The sequence below is a fragment of the Acidovorax sp. SUPP1855 genome, assembly GCF_030158955.1.
Lineage (GTDB): Bacteria > Pseudomonadota > Gammaproteobacteria > Burkholderiales > Burkholderiaceae_C > Paracidovorax.
This window is the reverse complement of the sequence record NZ_BQXI01000013.1, coordinates 122646-140387: the sequence shown is the minus strand read 5'-3', so window position 1 is coordinate 140387 and position 17742 is coordinate 122646. Positions and strand designations below refer to the sequence as shown.

The 17742-nt window shown below is 65.6% G+C and carries 19 protein-coding genes; 12 read left to right on the top strand and 7 right to left on the bottom strand.

The features are described from left to right. Positions 1–150 precede the first annotated feature (150 nt). A complete protein-coding gene (locus AVMA1855_RS13670; protein ID WP_284395121.1) occupies positions 151–750 on the bottom strand; it encodes an outer membrane beta-barrel protein in 600 nt (199 codons plus the stop codon). 291 nt (positions 751–1041) lie between these two features. Here AVMA1855_RS13670 and AVMA1855_RS13665 point away from each other — a divergent pair, with 291 nt between their 5' ends. Then, the gene (locus tag AVMA1855_RS13665; protein WP_092740846.1) at positions 1042–1689 is read left to right on the top strand and encodes a DUF47 domain-containing protein; all 648 of its coding nucleotides are present in this window, start codon (positions 1042–1044) and stop codon (positions 1687–1689) included. Between the two features lie 36 nt (positions 1690–1725). Continuing rightward, positions 1726–2736 (top strand): inorganic phosphate transporter, encoded by a 1011-nt coding sequence (locus AVMA1855_RS13660; RefSeq protein ID WP_284426115.1) that lies wholly within the window; start codon positions 1726–1728, stop codon positions 2734–2736. An 88-nt stretch (positions 2737–2824) separates the two neighbouring features. Here AVMA1855_RS13660 and AVMA1855_RS13655 read toward each other — a convergent pair whose 3' ends face one another. Beyond that, positions 2825–3271, bottom strand: coding sequence for a TM2 domain-containing protein (locus AVMA1855_RS13655; protein ID WP_284395115.1), 447 nt, complete (start codon positions 3269–3271; stop codon positions 2825–2827). Between the two features lie 10 nt (positions 3272–3281). Next, complete coding sequence (locus AVMA1855_RS13650; protein ID WP_284426114.1) at positions 3282–3803, bottom strand: GNAT family N-acetyltransferase; 522 nt, start codon at positions 3801–3803, stop codon at positions 3282–3284. 124 nt (positions 3804–3927) lie between these two features. Between AVMA1855_RS13650 and rpsP the strand changes: the two genes are divergently transcribed. The 7 genes from rpsP (at position 3928) to AVMA1855_RS13615 (ending at position 9227) form a co-directional block, all read left to right on the top strand. Then, the gene (gene rpsP, locus AVMA1855_RS13645; RefSeq protein WP_272564613.1) at positions 3928–4179 is read left to right on the top strand and encodes a 30S ribosomal protein S16; all 252 of its coding nucleotides are present in this window, start codon (positions 3928–3930) and stop codon (positions 4177–4179) included. A gap of 86 nt (positions 4180–4265) precedes the next feature. Further along, on the top strand, positions 4266–4838 hold the full coding sequence (rimM, locus tag AVMA1855_RS13640; RefSeq protein WP_284395110.1) for a ribosome maturation factor RimM: 573 nt from the start codon (positions 4266–4268) through the stop codon (positions 4836–4838). Positions 4839–4907: 69 nt separating this feature from the next. After that, positions 4908–5675, top strand: coding sequence for a tRNA (guanosine(37)-N1)-methyltransferase TrmD (trmD, locus tag AVMA1855_RS13635; protein WP_284426113.1), 768 nt, complete (start codon positions 4908–4910; stop codon positions 5673–5675). A 112-nt stretch (positions 5676–5787) separates the two neighbouring features. After that, positions 5788–6174 carry a 50S ribosomal protein L19 gene (rplS, locus tag AVMA1855_RS13630; protein WP_272548681.1) on the top strand — a complete coding sequence of 129 codons (387 nt, stop codon included), beginning with the start codon at positions 5788–5790 and terminating at the stop codon, positions 6172–6174. 120 nt (positions 6175–6294) lie between these two features. Next, positions 6295–6993, top strand: a complete 699-nt coding sequence (locus AVMA1855_RS13625; protein ID WP_284426112.1) for a CoA pyrophosphatase — start codon at positions 6295–6297, stop codon at positions 6991–6993. A gap of 66 nt (positions 6994–7059) precedes the next feature. Next, a complete protein-coding gene (locus AVMA1855_RS13620; RefSeq protein WP_284395104.1) occupies positions 7060–8037 on the top strand; it encodes a CobD/CbiB family protein in 978 nt (325 codons plus the stop codon). Between the two features lie 104 nt (positions 8038–8141). Then, positions 8142–9227: a hypothetical protein gene (locus tag AVMA1855_RS13615; protein WP_284426111.1), complete on the top strand. Its 1086-nt coding sequence runs from the start codon at positions 8142–8144 to the stop codon at positions 9225–9227. Positions 9228–9246: 19 nt separating this feature from the next. On the opposite strand, the gene rsgA is transcribed toward AVMA1855_RS13615, so the two are convergent. The 3 genes from rsgA to AVMA1855_RS13600 are packed head-to-tail and all read right to left on the bottom strand — an operon-like array spanning position 9247 to position 11894. Next, positions 9247–10221, bottom strand: a complete 975-nt coding sequence (gene rsgA, locus AVMA1855_RS13610) for a ribosome small subunit-dependent GTPase A (RefSeq protein ID WP_284395100.1) — start codon at positions 10219–10221, stop codon at positions 9247–9249. An 18-nt stretch (positions 10222–10239) separates the two neighbouring features. Continuing rightward, positions 10240–10578, bottom strand: coding sequence for a 4a-hydroxytetrahydrobiopterin dehydratase (locus AVMA1855_RS13605; protein ID WP_284426110.1), 339 nt, complete (start codon positions 10576–10578; stop codon positions 10240–10242). Then, positions 10575–11894, bottom strand: a complete 1320-nt coding sequence (locus AVMA1855_RS13600) for a M48 family metallopeptidase (RefSeq protein ID WP_284426109.1) — start codon at positions 11892–11894, stop codon at positions 10575–10577. Before AVMA1855_RS13600 ends, AVMA1855_RS13605 begins: the two co-directional genes overlap by 4 nt. 37 nt (positions 11895–11931) lie before the next feature. Here AVMA1855_RS13600 and orn point away from each other — a divergent pair, with 37 nt between their 5' ends. From orn to AVMA1855_RS13585, 3 genes are all read left to right on the top strand, one after another. After that, positions 11932–12510, top strand: coding sequence for an oligoribonuclease (orn, locus tag AVMA1855_RS13595; RefSeq protein ID WP_284426108.1), 579 nt, complete (start codon positions 11932–11934; stop codon positions 12508–12510). A 327-nt stretch (positions 12511–12837) separates the two neighbouring features. Continuing rightward, positions 12838–14766, top strand: a complete 1929-nt coding sequence (locus AVMA1855_RS13590) for a DEAD/DEAH box helicase (RefSeq protein WP_284395092.1) — start codon at positions 12838–12840, stop codon at positions 14764–14766. 130 nt (positions 14767–14896) lie between these two features. Further along, the gene (locus AVMA1855_RS13585; RefSeq protein ID WP_284426107.1) at positions 14897–16369 is read left to right on the top strand and encodes a sensor domain-containing diguanylate cyclase; all 1473 of its coding nucleotides are present in this window, start codon (positions 14897–14899) and stop codon (positions 16367–16369) included. A 44-nt stretch (positions 16370–16413) separates the two neighbouring features. On the opposite strand, the gene AVMA1855_RS13580 is transcribed toward AVMA1855_RS13585, so the two are convergent. Next, positions 16414–17646 carry a multidrug effflux MFS transporter gene (locus AVMA1855_RS13580; RefSeq protein ID WP_284426106.1) on the bottom strand — a complete coding sequence of 411 codons (1233 nt, stop codon included), beginning with the start codon at positions 17644–17646 and terminating at the stop codon, positions 16414–16416. Between the last annotated feature and the right edge of the window lie 96 nt (positions 17647–17742).

Below are 17742 nucleotides of genomic sequence, written 5' to 3'. Positions count from 1 at the left end.
ACGAGCAGCGGCCCCACCTGTCCCTAGAATACAAAACGCCCGATGCGGTGCACCGGGCGTCTCTTGCAAGCCAATTACGGCTAGGGTTCAGTCCCGCATAGGTGTCAACCTATTCCAGGACGGGTCAGGGACGCGTGCGTCCCCGCGTGCTCAGTAGCGGTACTGCACGCCCACCGTGGTCATGTCCACATCGGACTTGCCGTCGGCGAAGTTCAGGCGGTGGCGCTCCCATTCGACCACGGCCGCCCACTGCGGGTTGAACGCCCAGCGCACGCCGGCGCCATACGACAGTCCGAAGCCGTTGTCGTCGCCGGTCGTCACGCCGAAACCGGGGTTGCCCGAGGTCTTGGTGCGGCCATAAGTGGTACCGACCTTGCCGAACACGTCGAACTGCTCGCTGAGCGGCAGGCGGCCGACCAGGCTGAGGTTCAGGCCCTGCGCCTTGGTCTCGCCGCCCACGCGGGTGGCGTTGCCGAAGTTCAGGTAGCCGAACTCGATGCCGAAGTTCTGGTTGAAATAGCCGCCGGTGTAGATTTTCCAGGCGGTGTCGTTGTCGTCGAACGCGAAGCCGCCGGTGCCGCTGCGCAGATCGTATTTGGATTGGCCGCCGCTCAGGCCGACGTAGCCTTGCTGCGTGCTGGGAATGAACGAGTCGCGGTTGGAGGCGCGATTGGCCGTCTGCGCGTGGGCGGTGACGGCACCGAACGCAAGCGCGAGAACGCACGGAAGAACGCGAAGCGTGTGTTTCATGGGGAAATCCTTTGGCATGGCGATGAAAGAGGCGGTTGCGTCTGAGCGTCTGAAAGAGGGCGGATCAAAGACTGCCGATTCAATGTAAGCCGCGCCTCGCCAGGGTCATGTGGGCAGCGCGGCGCGATGTTTGTAGGAGTTGCCTGACACGTTCGCCGCCGCCCGTCGACACACGATGGGCCGGAGTGCATGCAAACGGCGCGGTTAAACTCGCGCCTTTCGCAAAAGTGTCATCGTCCTGTCACATCCGTGGCGACCGTGGGCGATGGGTCCGTCTGTTCAGGAGTCCGCATGTTTTTTGGAAAGCTGTTGCCCCGCGAGGGCAATTTTTTCGAGATGTTCAATCAGCATGCTGACCGCATCGTCGAGGCCGCCCGCGCTTTTTCTCAGTTGGTGGCCAACTACAACGATCCCCACCTGCGCGACAAATACAACCAGGACGTGGACAACGCCGAGCGCGCCGCCGACCGCGTGACCCACGAGGTCAACCGCTCGCTGCACAAGACCTTCATCACCCCCATCGACCGCGAGCAGATCCATTCGCTCATCAACACGATGGACGATGTGGCCGATCTGATCCAGGACTCGGCCGAAACCATGGCGCTGTACGACGTGCGCCACATGACCGAAGAGATCACCCGCCTGACCGACATCAGCCTCAAGTGCTGTGAACGCGTGCGCGACGCCGTCAAGCTGCTGGAGAAGATCGCCGACCCGGCCGTGGCCGAGGCCGCGCTCAAGACCTGCGAGGAAATCGACCGCCTGGAGGGCGACGCCGACCGCGTGATGCGCAGCGCCATGAGCAAACTGTTCCGCGAAGAGCCCGACGTGCGCGAGGTGCTCAAGCTCAAGGCGATCTACGAACTGCTCGAGACGATCACCGACAAGTGCGAAGACGTGGCGAACCACATCGAGGGCATCATCCTCGAGAACTCCTGATCCCGGCCTGCCAGAAGAAATACACGCTCTCTACGCATGGAAACCGTCCAAACCGCCCTGTGGGTCGTGATGCTGCTGGTGGCACTGGCCATCCTGTTCGACTTCATGAACGGGTTTCACGACGCCGCCAACTCGATTGCCACCGTGGTCTCCACCGGGGTGCTCAAGCCGACGCAGGCCGTTCTCTTCGCCGCGTTCTTCAACGTCATCGCCATCTTCATCTTCCACCTGAGCGTGGCCGCCACCATCGGCAAGGGCATCGTGCAGCCCGGCGTGGTGGACACGCACGTGATCTTCGGGGCCCTGGTGGGCGCCATCACCTGGAACGTCATCACCTGGTACTACGGCATTCCGAGCAGCTCGTCGCACGCGCTGATCGGCGGCATCGTGGGCGCGGTCATCGCCAAGGCGGGCGCGGGGGCGCTGATCTCGGCCGGGATCCTGAAGACGGTGGCGTTCATCTTCGTATCGCCGCTGCTCGGCTTTCTGCTGGGCTCGCTGATGATGGTGGCGGTGGCGTGGATCTTCCGCCGCGCGCGTCCGAACAAGGTGGACAAGTGGTTCCGCCGGCTGCAGCTGCTGTCCGCGGGCGCATACAGCCTGGGCCATGGCGGCAACGATGCGCAAAAGACCATCGGCATCATCTGGCTGCTGCTGATCGCCACGGGCTACGCATCGGCATCCGACGCCTCGCCGCCCACCTGGACCATCGTGTCGTGCTACCTGGTCATCGGGCTGGGCACCATGTTCGGCGGCTGGCGCATCGTCAAGACCATGGGCCAGAGAATCACCAAGCTCAAGCCGGTGGGCGGCTTCTGTGCCGAGACGGGTGGGGCGATGACGCTGTTCGTCGCCACGGCGCTGGGCATTCCGGTCTCCACCACCCACACCATCACGGGCGCCATCGTCGGCGTGGGCTCCACCCAGCGCGCCAGCGCCGTGCGCTGGGGCGTGGCGGGCAACATCGTCTGGGCGTGGATCCTGACGATTCCGGCCAGCGCGTTCGTGGCGGCCATCGCCTACTGGGTCAGCCTGCAGCTCTACTGATCGCGATCCAGGGGTGGGGTGCTATTGTTTTGATAGCTACCACCGCATGATTTTCTAGGGCGTTGGGCACATTCAATGCCCAATGCCTTCACTGGGAGATCTTGCGGGCCTCTTCGATCTGGTATTCGAAGTAGCGCTGGAAGCTGAAGGCCAGGCTGGCCATCAGCACCGCGGTGCCCACCAGGAGCGACAGGGCGATGGCGAAGATCGTGAACCAGTGCGTGCGACCCGGAGCGGCATCCGGCGCCGCGGCCGGGTTGAAGCGGGCGTTCCATTGCTCGGGCGTCATCAGTCCGTAGAGGATGGCGCGCAGCGCGCAGCCCGCGATGGTGAAGCCCAGCAGCGGGATGAGCAGCCAACTGGCGTGGTCGTCCTGCCCCATTGCCTGCACGCGCTGGATGCCGTAGATGCCCAGCGCCGTGGGAATGGGCAGGAGCCAGCCCAGCATGTCCGACAGGCCGTGCAGATAGAAGCGGTGCAGCCCCAGGGGCCCACCGACGAAGGCCAGCCAGGCGGCGACGGTCTTGTTCTTCATGGCAGGTCGTTCATTCCGGCGACGTGGTGTCGCCCGCGCCCAGGGTCTTTTCCATCAGCACGATGTCGCGCCAGGCGCCGAACTTCCAGCCCACCGAGCGCATCACGCCGATCTCGGTGAAGCCGGCAGCGCGATGCACCCCGATGGAGCCGGCATTGGCGGAATCGCCGATCACCGCGAGCAGCTTGCGCACGCCCGCCGCCTCCGCCTGCTGCGCCAGCGCATCGAGCAGCTTGCGGCCCAGCCCCATGCCCCGGGCGGTGTCGGCGACATAGATGGAGTCTTCCGCCGAGAAGCGGTAGGCCGGGCGGGGCTTGAACCAGTTGGCGTAGGCGAAGCCGAGAACCTGGCCATCCTTTTCCGCCACGATGTAGGGCAGGCCCCTGGCCAGCACGTCGGCGCGGCGGGCGGCCATGTCGGTTTCGGTCGGTGGGTCCACCTCGAAGGTGCCGGTGCCGTGCAGGACGTGGTGTTGGTAAATGGCGGTGATGGCAGCGATATCTTCGCTGCGGCTGTCGCGGATGGTGGGCATGTGGGGTGAAGTGGCTATAATCGCGGGCTTTGCAGCGTGTCGCTGGCCGGGTGGCCATGTCGCGTGTCTCAAACGCAGCAAAAAACCATGCAGCTTTACGCTGCGACCACCCGAAGGATTCATTATGGTCGTTATTCGACTCTCCCGCGGCGGCTCCAAAGGTCGTCCGTTTTTCAACATCGTCGTGGCCGACAAGCGTGTGCGCCGCGATGGCCGATTCATCGAGCGCCTGGGTTTCTACAACCCCACGGCCAAGGAAAGCGAAGAAGGCCTGCGCATTGCGCAAGACCGTCTGACCTACTGGAAGAGCGTCGGCGCCCAGTCTTCGCCCACCGTGGACCGTCTGATCAAGCAGGCTGCCAAGAAGGCTGCCTGATCCGCGTCCTACGGACAAAAGGCGGGTCCCGTTGGTTTTTCTGACGGGCCCCGCCTTTTTTCATTTCCGAAACCCCGTTGCACACCATGCCCAATCTGCCCGTTCTTGAGCCTGCCGAGTTGCCTTCCGATGCGGTGGAGATCGGCCGCATTGCCGATGCCTGGGGTGTGAAGGGCTGGTTCAAGGTGCTGCCTTACAGCGCCGATCCGGAAGCGCTGTTTTCCTCCAAGCGCTGGTTTCTGCAGCCCAGCGAAAAAGGCGCCAAGAGCTTCTTCGAAGGCACGGTGGTGCTGGCGGTGAAGCAGGCGCGGGAGCATTCCGATACGGTGGTCGCCACCGCCCAGGGCGTGGACGACCGCGATGCGGCCGAGGCGCTGCGCGGCGCGCGCATCTTCGTGCCCCGCTCGAGCTTTCCCACCGCCGCCGAGGACGAGTACTACTGGGTCGACCTGATCGGCCTGGCGGTCGTCAACCGCGAGGGCGTGGACCTCGGCACGGTGCGTGAGCTGCTCTCCACCGGCCCGCAGACCACGCTGGTGCTGGCCTACGAACACGAGGGCAAGGCGCAGGAGCGCATGATTCCCTTCGTCTCGGCCTTCGTCGACAAGGTGGAGCTGGCCGAGCGCCGCATCACGGTCGATTGGCAACCCGACTACTGATGGATCGACCGACCGATTGAAGGACGGGCCGCGTCGCCATTCCTTCGGCGGCCCTGGCCCCCTCTGCCCATGCGTTTCGACGTCATCACCCTGTTTCCCGAGCTGTTCGCGCCGTTTCTGGCCAGCGGGGTGACGCGGCGCGCGTATGCGTCGGGTCAGGTCGAGGTGCGGCTGTGGAACCCGCGCGATCACGCCGAAGGCAACTACCGCCGGGTGGACGATCGGCCCTTTGGGGGCGGCCCCGGCATGGTGATGATGGCCGAGCCCTTGTCGCGGTGCCTGGCGGCCATTCGGGCCGACCGGGCCGAGGCGGCGGGGCAGGCGGCCCCGGTGGTGCTGTTTTCGCCGACCGGGCAGGCGCTCGATCACGCGGGCGTGACCCGCTGGTCCGGCAGCGCCGGCGCCATTTTGCTGTGCGGGCGGTATGAGGGCATCGACCAGCGCTTCATCGACGCGCACGTGCAGATGCAGCTCAGCCTGGGCGATTTCGTTCTGTCGGGCGGCGAGATCCCGGCCATGGCCCTGCTGGACGCCGTGGCACGCCTGCAGCCGGGCGTGCTGAACGATGAGGGGAGCCACCAGTTCGACAGCTTCAACGAGGCGCTCGACGGCTTGCTGGACTGCCCCCACTACACCCGGCCCGAAGAGTGGGAGGGGCTGCGGGTTCCTGCACCGCTGCTCTCCGGCCACCATGTGCAGATCGAGCGCTGGCGCCGGGATCAGCGCCTGTCGATCACCGCGAAGCACCGTCCCGAACTCATCGACGCGGCGCGCGCACAGGGGCTTTTGGGCAAGGCGGACGAGGCCGTTTTGGCAAAGGACGGCAAGTTGCTATAATCGCGGGCTTTTCGATCCTCTGGCCGGCCGCTTTCGCCTTTGCTGCGAAAGCACCCCACGTCAATCCCGACGCTTGCCAATCTTGGCGCGGACATGATCGTTGGATGCAAACATGAATCTGATCCAGACTCTCGAGCAGGAAGAAATCGCCCGCTTGAACAAGACCATTCCCGAATTCGCCCCTGGCGACACGGTCATCGTGAGCGTGAACGTGGTGGAAGGTACCCGCAAGCGCGTGCAGGCCTACGAAGGCGTGGTGATTGCCAAGCGCAATCGCGGCCTGAACAGCGGCTTCACGGTGCGCAAGATCTCCAGCGGCGAAGGCGTGGAGCGCACGTTCCAGACGTACAGCCCCCTGATCGCCAACATCGAAGTCAAGCGCCGTGGCGACGTGCGCCGTGCCAAGCTGTACTACCTGCGTGAACGCAGCGGCAAGTCGGCACGTATCAAGGAAAAGCTGCCTTCGCGTGTCAAGGCCGCGCCGGTCGCAGCCGCATAAGGCGCCTTGCACTGCCCCGAAGCCGCTACAGCGCAAGCCGTAGCGGCTTTTTCTTTGGCCGCTTGGCCGACCAGGCCCACTCCAATGACGCCGCCAGATTCTTCGCCCCCTTCACCTTCCATGCCTTCGGTGATCGCTCCGCTGTCTTCGCTGCCGCAGTTCGATCCGCGCCGCGTGCCCGTGCTGGGGGTGGACGCCCATCTCCCCCGCGTTCCTGCTGCGGCGCAAACGGCGCAAGCACTGCGGCTGCGCTTCGCCTCGGCGCCGGCATGGGTGCCAGAGGTCGTGTATGAGCGTGCCTTCACCGAACGACCGTTGCGCCATGCCGCCGTGCTGATCCCGATCGTGATGCGCGAGCGCGCGACGGTGCTGCTCACCGAGCGCACCGTGCACCTGTCCACGCACTCCGGCCAGGTGGCCTTTCCCGGCGGCAGCGCCGACCCGGAAGATGCCAACCCTGCCGCCACAGCGCTGCGCGAGGCCTGGGAGGAGGTCGGCCTGGAGGGGCGGTATGTGGAGGTGCTGGGGGAACTGGCAACGTACAGGACGGGCACCGGGTTCAGCATCACCCCGGTGGTCGCTCTGGTGGAGCCCGATTGCACGCTGAATCCCAATGCCTACGAAGTGGCGGACGTGTTCGAGGTCCCGCTGGACTACCTGCTCGATCCGTCGCACCACCGGCGCCATGCGTTCGAATGGGAAGGCGTCACCCGCGAATGGTTTTCCATGCCCTATGAGGATGCCGCCGGCAAGACGCACTTCATCTGGGGCGCGACCGCGGGCATGCTGCGCAATTTCTACCGTTTCATGCTGGCCTGACATCGGGCGATCTTTCCGGTGGCGACGACGGCTGGGCACCGAACCGGGCCGCTATCATTGCCCCCCATGAGTTTCTTTGCCATCCTGTTCGCGTTGCTGATCGAGCAGGCACGCCCGCTGGCGCGCAGCAACCCCATCCATGCGGGCGTTCGCGCCTGGGCGCTGTCGATCAGCCGCAACTTCGATGCGGGCAAGGCCCACCACGGGTGGGTGGCATGGGCGCTCGCCGTGCTGGTGCCTTCGCTCGCGGTGCTGGCGGTGCACTGGCTGCTGTTCTACGGCGTGGGCTGGCCGGCGGCGGTGGTCTGGAATGTCGCGGTGCTTTACGTCACCCTCGGGTTCCGGCAGTTCAGCCACCATTTCACCAACATCCGCGATGCGCTGGAAGAGCGCGATGAAGACAGCGCGCGGGCCCGGCTCGCGGCCTGGCAGCAGGTGGACGTGGGCCAACTGCCCCGCAGCGAGATCGTGCGGCACGTGGTCGAGTATTCCGTCATCGCTGCGCACCGCCACGTGTTCGGCGTGCTCGCCTGTTTTTCGGTGCTGGCCGCATTGGGGCTGGGGCCCACCGGTGCAGTGCTTTACCGGCTGGCTGAATTCGTCTCGCGCTACTGGAAGGCCGGCAGCCCGCATCCGGCCAGCGCATCGTTGCAGCGTGCCTCGGCGCGGTCCTGGACCGTGATCGACTGGTTGCCTGCCCGCCTGACGGCCCTCAGCTTCGCCGTGGTGGGCAGCTTCGAAGAAGCCATCGATGGCTGGCGCTTCCATGCGCAGCGCTTTCCCAACGACAACGATGGCGTCGTGCTGGCGGCCACGTCCGGCGCCATCAACGTGCGCCTGGGCGGTGAGGCTTTGCGGGCGCGGGTGGACCCGCTCTCGCCCGCCGGCTTCGATGGTGACATCGAGGCCGCAAGCAGCGACGTCACGCCGGGGCGGGAGCCCGAAGTGGGGCATTTGCGCAGCGTGGTCGGCCTGGTCTGGCGCTCGGTGGTGGTATGGATGCTGCTGCTCGCCCTGCTGACCCTGGCCCGGTTGCTGGGCTGAGCCGGGCTTCTTTTTGAAGTTTTGCGGCGAAGTCGCTCCGCCTTTGACGCGGCCTTGTTCGTTACCGATGCCCTGCCCCCGAGCAGGTGCTACCAGGACTGTCCATGAACCGAACTGAATCTCCCTCCCGCGAGCCTTCCACGCAGGAGATGTCCGCCGCCGCGGACCGCTTCTGGGCTGCGGTCCTGGGCGAACGGGCCGATTTGCAGGGCCTGGAGTCCGTTCCGTTCATGGAGCGCCTCAATGCCCTGCTGGAGCCTTGCGTTCCCGGGGTCACGGTGGAGGTGGCCGGCGCGGGCAAGGAGGGGCCCGTGGAAGGCCTGGCCCGGCTGGTTTTCACGGCCCACGGGAGTGCCGAGCGGTTTGCCGATGTGCAAGCGTTGACCGCACAGGTACCGGCGCAATTGCCATGGCGGGTAGAGGCCTTCCGCCAGCGGATGCCCGGTGGCTTCGGCATGCGCATGGACGGATTCGATCTGGCCACCCATGAGCTGCTGGTGCGCGTGGGCCAGATCGATGGACGCATCGCATTGGCGCTGTCGTTTTCCAAGCCCGTGCCCATGGACCTGCAGGACCATGCCCGCCACATGGCGTTCATCTTGCTCGACCACATGCTGGGCGAGTACGATTTTTCGGTGAAGGTCGGGGTGGTGGAATTCGACACGGATGGACTCAGCGACGACGCGGGCTTCGAGGACTGGGAGCCCGCGTCGCTCGATGACAGCGTTTCGCGCATCGACACCTTCTGGCGTGAGACCCTGGGCCGCTCGGCGGTCTATCCGCCCGAGCCGGTGCGCTGGGCTGCGCTGGAGGGGCGGGATGCCCAGGGCGATCCCATCATGGTGCAGGTCAATCTGAGCGCCAATGCCTTGGTGTCCCGCGCGGATTTCGGCTGGCGCGTGCAGGCCAGCCTGCCGGCGCAGGACAAGTCCGCGCTGCAGCAGGCGCAGGATTTCGAGGACGCCTGGGTCAATGCGGCCACCATGTACCAGCAAGGCATCTGCAGCCACATCGTGCTGCGCGGTGGCACCCGCACGGTGCATTGCTACGTGACCAGCGCCGACCACGCCCTGGAGGCCGCTCGGCGCGCTGCCGAAGCGGTGCCGGGCATGGACCCCCCCGTGCTGGAGGCCGAGCACGAGCCGGCCTGGAGCGACTATCTGGGGTGGTACGTCGAGTGCCGGGACTGAGCGCCGCCTTTCCGTCCCATCACCAATGCCGGTGCTCGCTCAGTTCGGCAAACAGGTTGCTATAAATTTGGTAGCGATTCGCGCTGATGGAATCTGCGCCGGTGCGTGATTCGCCTTGCAATCCGTCCACCTGCGCCATGACCGCGCAGCCGGGCTCGTGCAAGTGCGTGCAGTTGTAGAACTTGCATCCCTGGGCATGCAGGCCGATGTCGGGCATGTAGCGCGGCAGATCGGCCGGTCCGATGTGGTGCAGGCCGAATTCCTGGAAGCCCGGCGAGTCGATCAGGGCGGTGCGGCGTTCGGCGTCCACCCAGTACCAGGTCGTGGTGGTGGTGGTGTGCTTGCCGGAATTGAGCGCTTGGGAGATCTCGCCCGTGAGCGCCGTGGCGCCCGGCACCAGCAGGTTGATGAGCGTGCTCTTCCCTGAGCCCGACGGGCCGAGCACCAGCGTGGTCTTGCCGGACAGGCGCTCCATCAGTGCGGCCTTGTCCACCTCGCCCGATTCGGACAGCGACAGCGGCATCACGCCATAGTGGTGGCCGTCCGCCGCGCTGCCGCCCATGTGGCGGTAGGGTAGCAACCGCTCCCACGCCCGCGCGAAGGGCTCGACCAGATCGCTTTTGTTCAACGCGATGATCGGCGTGATGCGCTCTGCTTCCGCAGCGATCAGCGCACGGGCCAGCTGGCTCTCCGAGAACACGGGTTCGGCGGCGATCAGGATCAGCACCTGGTCCAGGTTGGCGGCGAAGGACTTGGTGCGGATTTCGTCCTGCCGGTAGAACAGGTTGCGGCGCTCCTTGACCTTCTCGATGGTGCCTTCGTCTCCCTGGCCGGCTGGCGCGGCCTGCCAAAGGACGTGATCGCCCACCACGGCCTGGCTCTTTTTCCCGCGGGGATGGCAAATGCGGCGCTGGCCGTCGGGCGATTCGACCAGGCAATGGCGGCCGTGGCTGGCCACCACGATGCCGTCGAACAGGGCGCTGCGCTCAGCCATGACGGGGAAGGGGTGTGGTCATGCGGCGAGCAGACTATCGAAGCGCGATGCGCATTCGATGTCGGTCGCCGAGATGCCATTCACGTCGTGCGTATTCAGTCGCACCACGCAGCGGTTGTAGTGCACCGACAGGTCCGGGTGATGGTCCTGCGCGTTGGCGACGAAGGCCACGGCGTTCACGAACGAGATGGTCTCGTAGTAGTTGGCGAAGCGGTAGGTCTTTTCGATGGCCACATCTGCGCCGTCGCCGGTCAGTTTCCAGCCGTCGAGGTCGGCCAGCTTGGCGACGATTTCCGTCGCCGTCAAAGCACGTCGCGTCTGCGTGGACCAGTCTTTTTTCTTGAGCATCGAAGTCATGGTGTCGGGGCCAGGTTGGGCATGCGCGCCAGCCGTTCGGTGGCCGGCGGATGCGAGTAATAGAACTTCACGTACACCGGATCGGGCGTGAGGGTGGAGGCATTGTCTTCGTAAAGTTTCAGCAAGGCCGTGGCGAGGTCGCTGCCATTGGTCTGGGCCACGGCATAAGCGTCGGCCTCGAACTCGTGGCGGCGCGACAGTTGCGCAAACAACGGTGAAATGAAGAAGGTGAACACTGGCACCGCCAGCAAAAACAACAGCAGCGCCAGGGCATCGTTGGGCGCAGAGCCGGCCACGCCTTCCAGCGACAGGTTGGGCAGCACGCCCAGCCCCGTGTAGAACCAGCCCTGCGTGGAAAGCCAGCCCAGCAGCGCAAAGCCCGCGAGGCTCAGCGCGAAAAGGCTCACGATGCGCTTGACGATGTGGCGGTGCTTGAAATGCCCCAGCTCATGGGCCAGCACCGCCTCGACTTCGCCAGGGGACAGCTGGCGCAGCAGGGTGTCGTAGAACACCACGCGTTTGGCTGCGCCGAACCCCGTGAAATAGGCGTTGGCATGGGCGCTGCGGCGGCTGCCGTCCATCACGAAAAGCCCTTTGGCTGCAAAGCCGCAACGCTGCATGAGGGCCGTGACGCGGGCCTTGAGGGATTCGTCTTCCAGCGGCTGAAATTTATTGAACAGCGGCGCGATGAAGATCGGATAGACCACCATGAGCAGCAGGTTGAATCCCATCCACGCGCCCCAGGCCCACAACCACCAAAGGGGGCCGGCCGCGCCCATGAGCCACAGGATCAGTGCCGCGATGGGCAGGCCGATGGCCGCGCCCATCAAGGTGGACTTGGCCAGGTCTGCCAGCCACAGGCGCGCCGTCATCTGGTTGAAGCCAAAGCGTTGTTCGATCACGAAGGTCTGGTAGAGCGTGGCGGGCAGGTCGATCAACCCGCTGATGGCCGCGAAGGCCGCCAGCAGCGCCAATTGCTGCACCATGCCGCCACCCAGTGCATCGAGCAGGAACTGGTTCAGCGCATCCAGTCCGCCCAGCAGGGTCCAGCCTAGCAGCACCGCGGCGCCCAGTGCCATCTCCAGCAGGCCGAAGCGGGCCTTGGTGATGGTGTAGTCGGCCGCTTTCTGGTGTGCCGCGAGCGGTATGCGGTCGGCGAACACGGCAGGCACGGCGTCGCGGTGCCGTGCCACATGGCGGATCTGGCGCGATGCCAGCCAGAACCGGAGTGCGAGCCCCGTCACCAGAAAGGCGGCGAACAGCAGGGTGAGAAGGGTGGAGGGCGCGAGCAGCGCGGAAGGGGCGGGGGTGGGCATGTCCGGCGAGTTTAGGCCATCGGCGACAATGCCGGCCATGTCCGATATCGCCAACCCCACTGTGCCTGTGCTACCCAAATCTGACCAGAACCTCGTCTGGCTTGACTGCGAAATGACCGGTTTGAACCCGGAAACCGACCGCCTGCTGGAGATCGCCGTCGTGGTCACGGGACCGACCCTCAGCCCCCGTATTGAGGGCCCCGTGTTCGCCATTCACCAGTCGGATGCGCTGCTCAACGGAATGGACGCATGGAACAAGGGCACACACGGCCGCAGCGGCCTGATCGACAAGGTGCGCGCCTCCACGGTGACCGAAGCCGAGGCAGAGCAACAGATCATCGAATTCCTCTCGCGCTATGTGCCGAAGGGCACGGCGCCCATGTGCGGCAACAGCATCGGACAGGACCGCCGTTTTCTGGTCCGGTACATGCCGCGGCTGGAAACGTTTTTCCACTACCGCAACCTGGATGTCAGCACCCTCAAGGAACTGGCCAAGCGCTGGAAGCCCGAGGCCTACACCACCTTCAAGAAGGCGCAGCGGCACACCGCCCTGGCGGATGTGCACGAGTCGATCGACGAACTCGCTCACTACCGCACCCACCTGCTGGCGCTGTGAGCGCTGGGGGCACTCATGGCGGGGCTGCAACGCACGCGGATCGTTCGATTCGGGCAGGGCGGCTCTAACGCGTTATTTAACCGATTGCATTGCGGGAAAACCCCAGCCGTGCAATAATCGCCGGCTGCGCGGAAATATCGCGCAGTTTGTGCATCTCCCTTCACACACTGGGCCTGCGGCCTGCTGAACCCTTCAGCCTGGATCCCGCGCTAATGCCCACCTGCCCAGCAACATGCTGGCGCTGGTTTCGTTTGATGGTTGATGTTTTTTAACCATTGACGAAGCCTCCGCAGGCCACGCCTGCGGCCGTCTTCGTGTGAGAAAAATATGACCGACACTTTGCAAGTGCAGGGCGAATTCGCGCCTGCTGAATCTTCCATGGCCGTTGAAACGCTGGAATCGTCCGCGATCGAAACCGGCGAATCCATCGAATCCACTGAATCCGCCGCCGTGGCGGAAGACGCGGCACCCGCGTTGCCCAACGGCTTCGTGCGTCTGGGCCTGGCCCCCGAATTGGTGCAGGCCGTGGCCGACCTGGGCTACACCCAGCCCACCGGTGTTCAGGAGCGTGCCATTCCTCTGGCCATGGGTTCGGGCGATGAGTCCAGCCAGTTCATTGACCTGATGGTTTCGAGCCAGACCGGCAGCGGCAAGACCGCCGCGTTCCTGCTGCCCGTGCTGCACACGCTGATCCGCCAGCAGGCCGAAGCCGATGCCGCCGCCCGCGACGAGTTCGACCGTTCCGTTGCCGAAGCCCTGGCCCGTGGCGAGCCGGCCCCCAAGCGCAAGCGCAAGGACCCGACCAACCCCCGCAATTTCAAGGCTGCCGCCCCTGGCGCCCTGATCCTGTGCCCCACCCGCGAACTGGCCCAGCAAGTGGCCCATGACGCCATCGAACTGGTCAAGCATTGCCGCGGCTTGCGCGTGGCCAATGTGGTGGGCGGCATTCCGTACCAGCTGCAGATCGCCAAGCTGCAGAACGCCAACCTCGTGGTGGCCACGCCCGGCCGCCTGCTGGACCTGCAACGCTCGATGCAGATCAAGCTCGACCAGGTGCAGTTCCTGGTGGTGGACGAAGCCGACCGCATGCTCGACCTCGGTTTCTCGGACGATCTGGCCGAACTGAACCAGTTGACCGCCCAGCGCCAGCAGACCATGATGTTCAGTGCCACGTTCGCACCGCGCATCCAGCAACTGGCCATGCGTGTGATGCACGACAACGGCGCTTCGGTGAAGAAGATCCAGATCGACTCCCCGCAGGAAAAGCACGCCAACATCAAGCAGGTGCTGTTCTGGGCCGACAACGCCCAGCACAAGCGCAAGCTGCTGGACCACTGGCTGCGTGACACGACGATCAACCAAGCCATCGTGTTCGCCAGCACGCAAGTCGAATGCGACGGCCTGGCCAACGACCTGCAGCAGGAAGGCTTCTCGGCCGTGGCGCTGCATGGCGCCCTGAGCCAGGGCCTTCGCAACCGCCGCCTGATGGCGCTGCGCAGTGGCCAGGTGCAGGTGCTGGTGGCCACCGACGTCGCTGCCCGCGGCATCGACGTGCCCACGATCACGCACGTGTTCAACTACGGCCTGCCGATGAAGGCTGAGGATTACACCCACCGCATCGGCCGCACTGGCCGTGCAGGCCGCGATGGCCTGGCGGTGACGTTCGCCGAGTTCCGTGATCGCCGCAAGATCTTCGACATCGAAGGCTACAGCAAGCAGCAGTTCAAGTCGGAAGTGGTGCCTGGCCTGGAGCCGCAGCAACGCGCGCCGCAGGCCCGCCCCGAGTTCGGTGGCCGTGGCCGCCAGGGTGGCTACGAGAGCCGTGACGGCTTCTCGCGCGATCGCAAGCCGGCCGGCGCAGGCCGTGGCGGTTTCGGTGGCGGCTTTGCGGGCAACGACCGCAGCGGTTTCGGTGGCCGTGGCGCTCCCGCTCCCCGTGCTGCTGGTGGTGGCTACCAAGGTGCTGGCGGCCATGCCGCTCCGCGCGATGACCGCGGCTTCGGCGGCGGTGCCCGTCGCGATGGCGATGGCTATGGCCGCAAGCCCGGCTTCGGCGACGCAGCCCGTGGCAATGGCTTCGGCGGTGGCCGCAACGAAGGCGGCGCTCCGCGCGGCGACTTCGCTCCGCGTGGTGATTTCGCCCCCCGTGGCGAGTTCGCTCCCCGCAAGCCGGCGTTCGCGAAGCCCGGAGCCGGCGGCGGCAAGCCTTTCGTGCCGCACGATGCACGCAAGCGCCCTGCACGCCCTGCCCGCTGATCGGCGCGCGGACTGCCGCTGACTGCAAAAGCCAACCCTTCGGGGTTGGCTTTTTTTATGGGCGGACCACACGATGGAACGGTGCCGTCGGCGTCTGCCCGACAATCGTCCGCTTGATTGGAGGTTCCCGATGCCGTCTTCTTTGCCCTCGTCCTCGGACGCGGACTTCGAACACATGTTCGACCTTGCGCCCGTGTCGCTCTGGCTGGAGGACTACAGCGCGCTCAAGCAACTCTTTGCCCGCTGGCGCAGCGAAGGGGTGCAAGACATCGCCGAGCACGTCCGAAACGACCCCTCCTGCCTGCGGCAGTACAGCCATTGCCTCAAGGTCATCAAGGTGAACCAGCGGACGCTGGAGCTGTTCGCCGCGCCGGACCAGGCCACGCTGGAGGCCTCTCTCGGACAGGTGTTTCGCGACGACATGCACGAGCAGGCCTTGCCCGAGATCCTGCAGCTGTGGTCCGGGGCGACCGAGTTTTCCAACCAGGCGGTCAACTACACGCTCGATGGCCGCCGGCTCGACGTGCAGATCCGCGGACGCATCCTGCCCGGGCATGAGGACGACTGGAGCCGCGTGCTGGTGTCCCTGGAGGACAACACTGCGCAGCACCAGGCAAGCCGTGCCCTGAAGGAGAGTGAACTGTATGCGCGCGGTCTCTTCGAGAATTCGCCCGTGTCGCTGTGGGTGGAGGACTTCAGCGCGGTCAAGCGGCTGCTGGATGACGTGCATTCGCAGGGTATCCGCGATTTCAAGACCTTCCTCAAGGTGCACCCCGAGTTCGTGGTGCGATGCATGCACGAAATCCGCGTGATCGATGTCAATCAGGAAACCCTGTCGATGTTCGGGGCCGATTCCAAGGAGATGCTGCTGCACCAGATCGGCAAGGTGTTTCGCGGGGAAATGCAGGAGTCCTTTGCGGAGCAGTTGCTGGACTTGTGGGACGGCAGGCTTTTCCAGCAGCGCGAGGTGGTGAACTACTCCCTCTCTGGCGATGCCGTGAACATCCACATGCAATTCGCCATCCTGCCCGAGCATGCGCATGACTGGAGCATGGTGCTGCTGTCGCTGGTGGACATCACCGCGCGCAAAAAGGCAGAGGCGTACCTGGAATACCTGGGCAAGCACGACGTGCTGACCCAGCTGCGCAACCGGGCCTTCTATGTCGAGGAACTGAACCGGCTCACGCGCAAGGGCCCCTGGCCGGTGGCCGTTCTCGTGATCGACATGAACGGCCTGAAGTCGATCAACGACGAAGAAGGCCATGCGGCCGGCGACGCCATGCTGCGCCGCGTGGGCGAGGTGCTGGCCAAGGCCGTGGATGCGCCGGCATGCGCCGCGCGCATCGGCGGCGACGAGTTCACCGTGCTGATGCCCGCGACCGACGAACGCGGTGCGCATTCCCTCATGGAGAGAATCAGTTCGCTGCTGGACCTGAACAACCAGTTCTACCCCGGCCGGCCGCTGAGCCTGTCCATGGGAACGTCGAGTGCCTCGTCGGGCGACCAGCTGGAGGCCGCGGTGAACCGGGCGGACCAGGCCATGTACGCCGAGAAGATGCGCTACTACCAGGCCCGCGAGACGGATCGCCGCCGGGGCAACTGAGCCGGCGGCTCGCGCTGCGTCCGGCGGGGCATGCCCGTTCCGGGTCAGCCCGCCGATGCCGTGCGGCCTACGTCCGGCCAACGGTGATGCAGGTAAACCCAGGCACCCAGGCCCACGCACATCATTCCCAGTGAGGCACCGGCCAGCCACAGCGTGGAATGCATGACCAGCGGCGCGACGACCCCCGCCACCAGGCCGTTGGCGGACGACCCCACGAAGGCCTGCAGCGACGAGGCCATGCCGCGCCGCTCCGGATGCAGGTCCAGCACCAGCAGGGTGACCACGGGCACCATGAGCGCCCAGCCGAACGCGAACACGGCGATTGGCAGCAACGCCCAGGACACGTGCGCCTTGAACAGCCAGTTCGCCAGCAGGTTCAGGATGGACATCGAGAACATGATCAGAAAGCCGTGGCGTATCTGCCGCTTGGGCGCGATGCGCCCTGCCAGCCGCCCGCTGAGCCAGGCGCCGCCCATGATGCCCGAGATCGTCAGCACGAAGAACCAGAAGAAATGCGTGGGAGCCAGCCCCAGGTGGTCGCCCAGGAAGGCCGGCGCGGCCAGCACGTACAGGAACATGCCGTTGAACGGCACACCGCTGGCCAGTGCCAGCAGCAGGAAGCGGGGGCTCGAGCCCAGCTCCCAGTAGCCCCGCAGCAAGTGCCGCGCATTGAAGGGCTGGCGCTGCTCGGCATGCAGCGTTTCCGGCAGCAGGCGGTAGTTGGCCAGCCAGAGCGTCGCGCCGACGCCGGTCAGGAAACAGAACACGCTGTGCCACCCCGCGTGCACGAACAGCCACCCGCCAATGATGGGTGCGATGGCCGGTGCCACACCGAAATAGATGGTGACCTGGCTCATCACCTGCTGCGCCTGGGCGGGCGGGAACATGTCGCGGATCACCGCGCGCGACACCACGATGCCCGCGCCCGCCGAAAGGCCTTGCAGCGCGCGGAAGATGACCAGCTGGCCGATGCTCTCCGACAGGGCGCAGCCGGCCGACGCCAGGGTGAACACGGCAATGCCCCACAGCACCACGGGCCTGCGCCCGAAGCTGTCCGACAGCGCCCCGTGGAACAGCGTCATGAAGGCGAAGCCGAACAGGTAGGCCGACAGCGTCTGCTGCATCTCCACCGGCGATGCGCCCAGCGCGGCGGCGATCCCCGAGAACGCGGGGATGTAGGTGTCGATCGAAAATGGGCCCAGCATGCCCAGCAGCGCCAGCAGGACGGCCAGGGCCCAGCGCGGTGCGCGCCAGATGTTGTGGGCTTCAGGGTTCATGGATTCGGTGTGGAGCAGGGGACGGGCGAAAGGGCCGTGCCGCCGTGGGGTGGGAGCGCGGTCCGCATGCCTGTCAGCACGCCCCGTCGCCGCAGG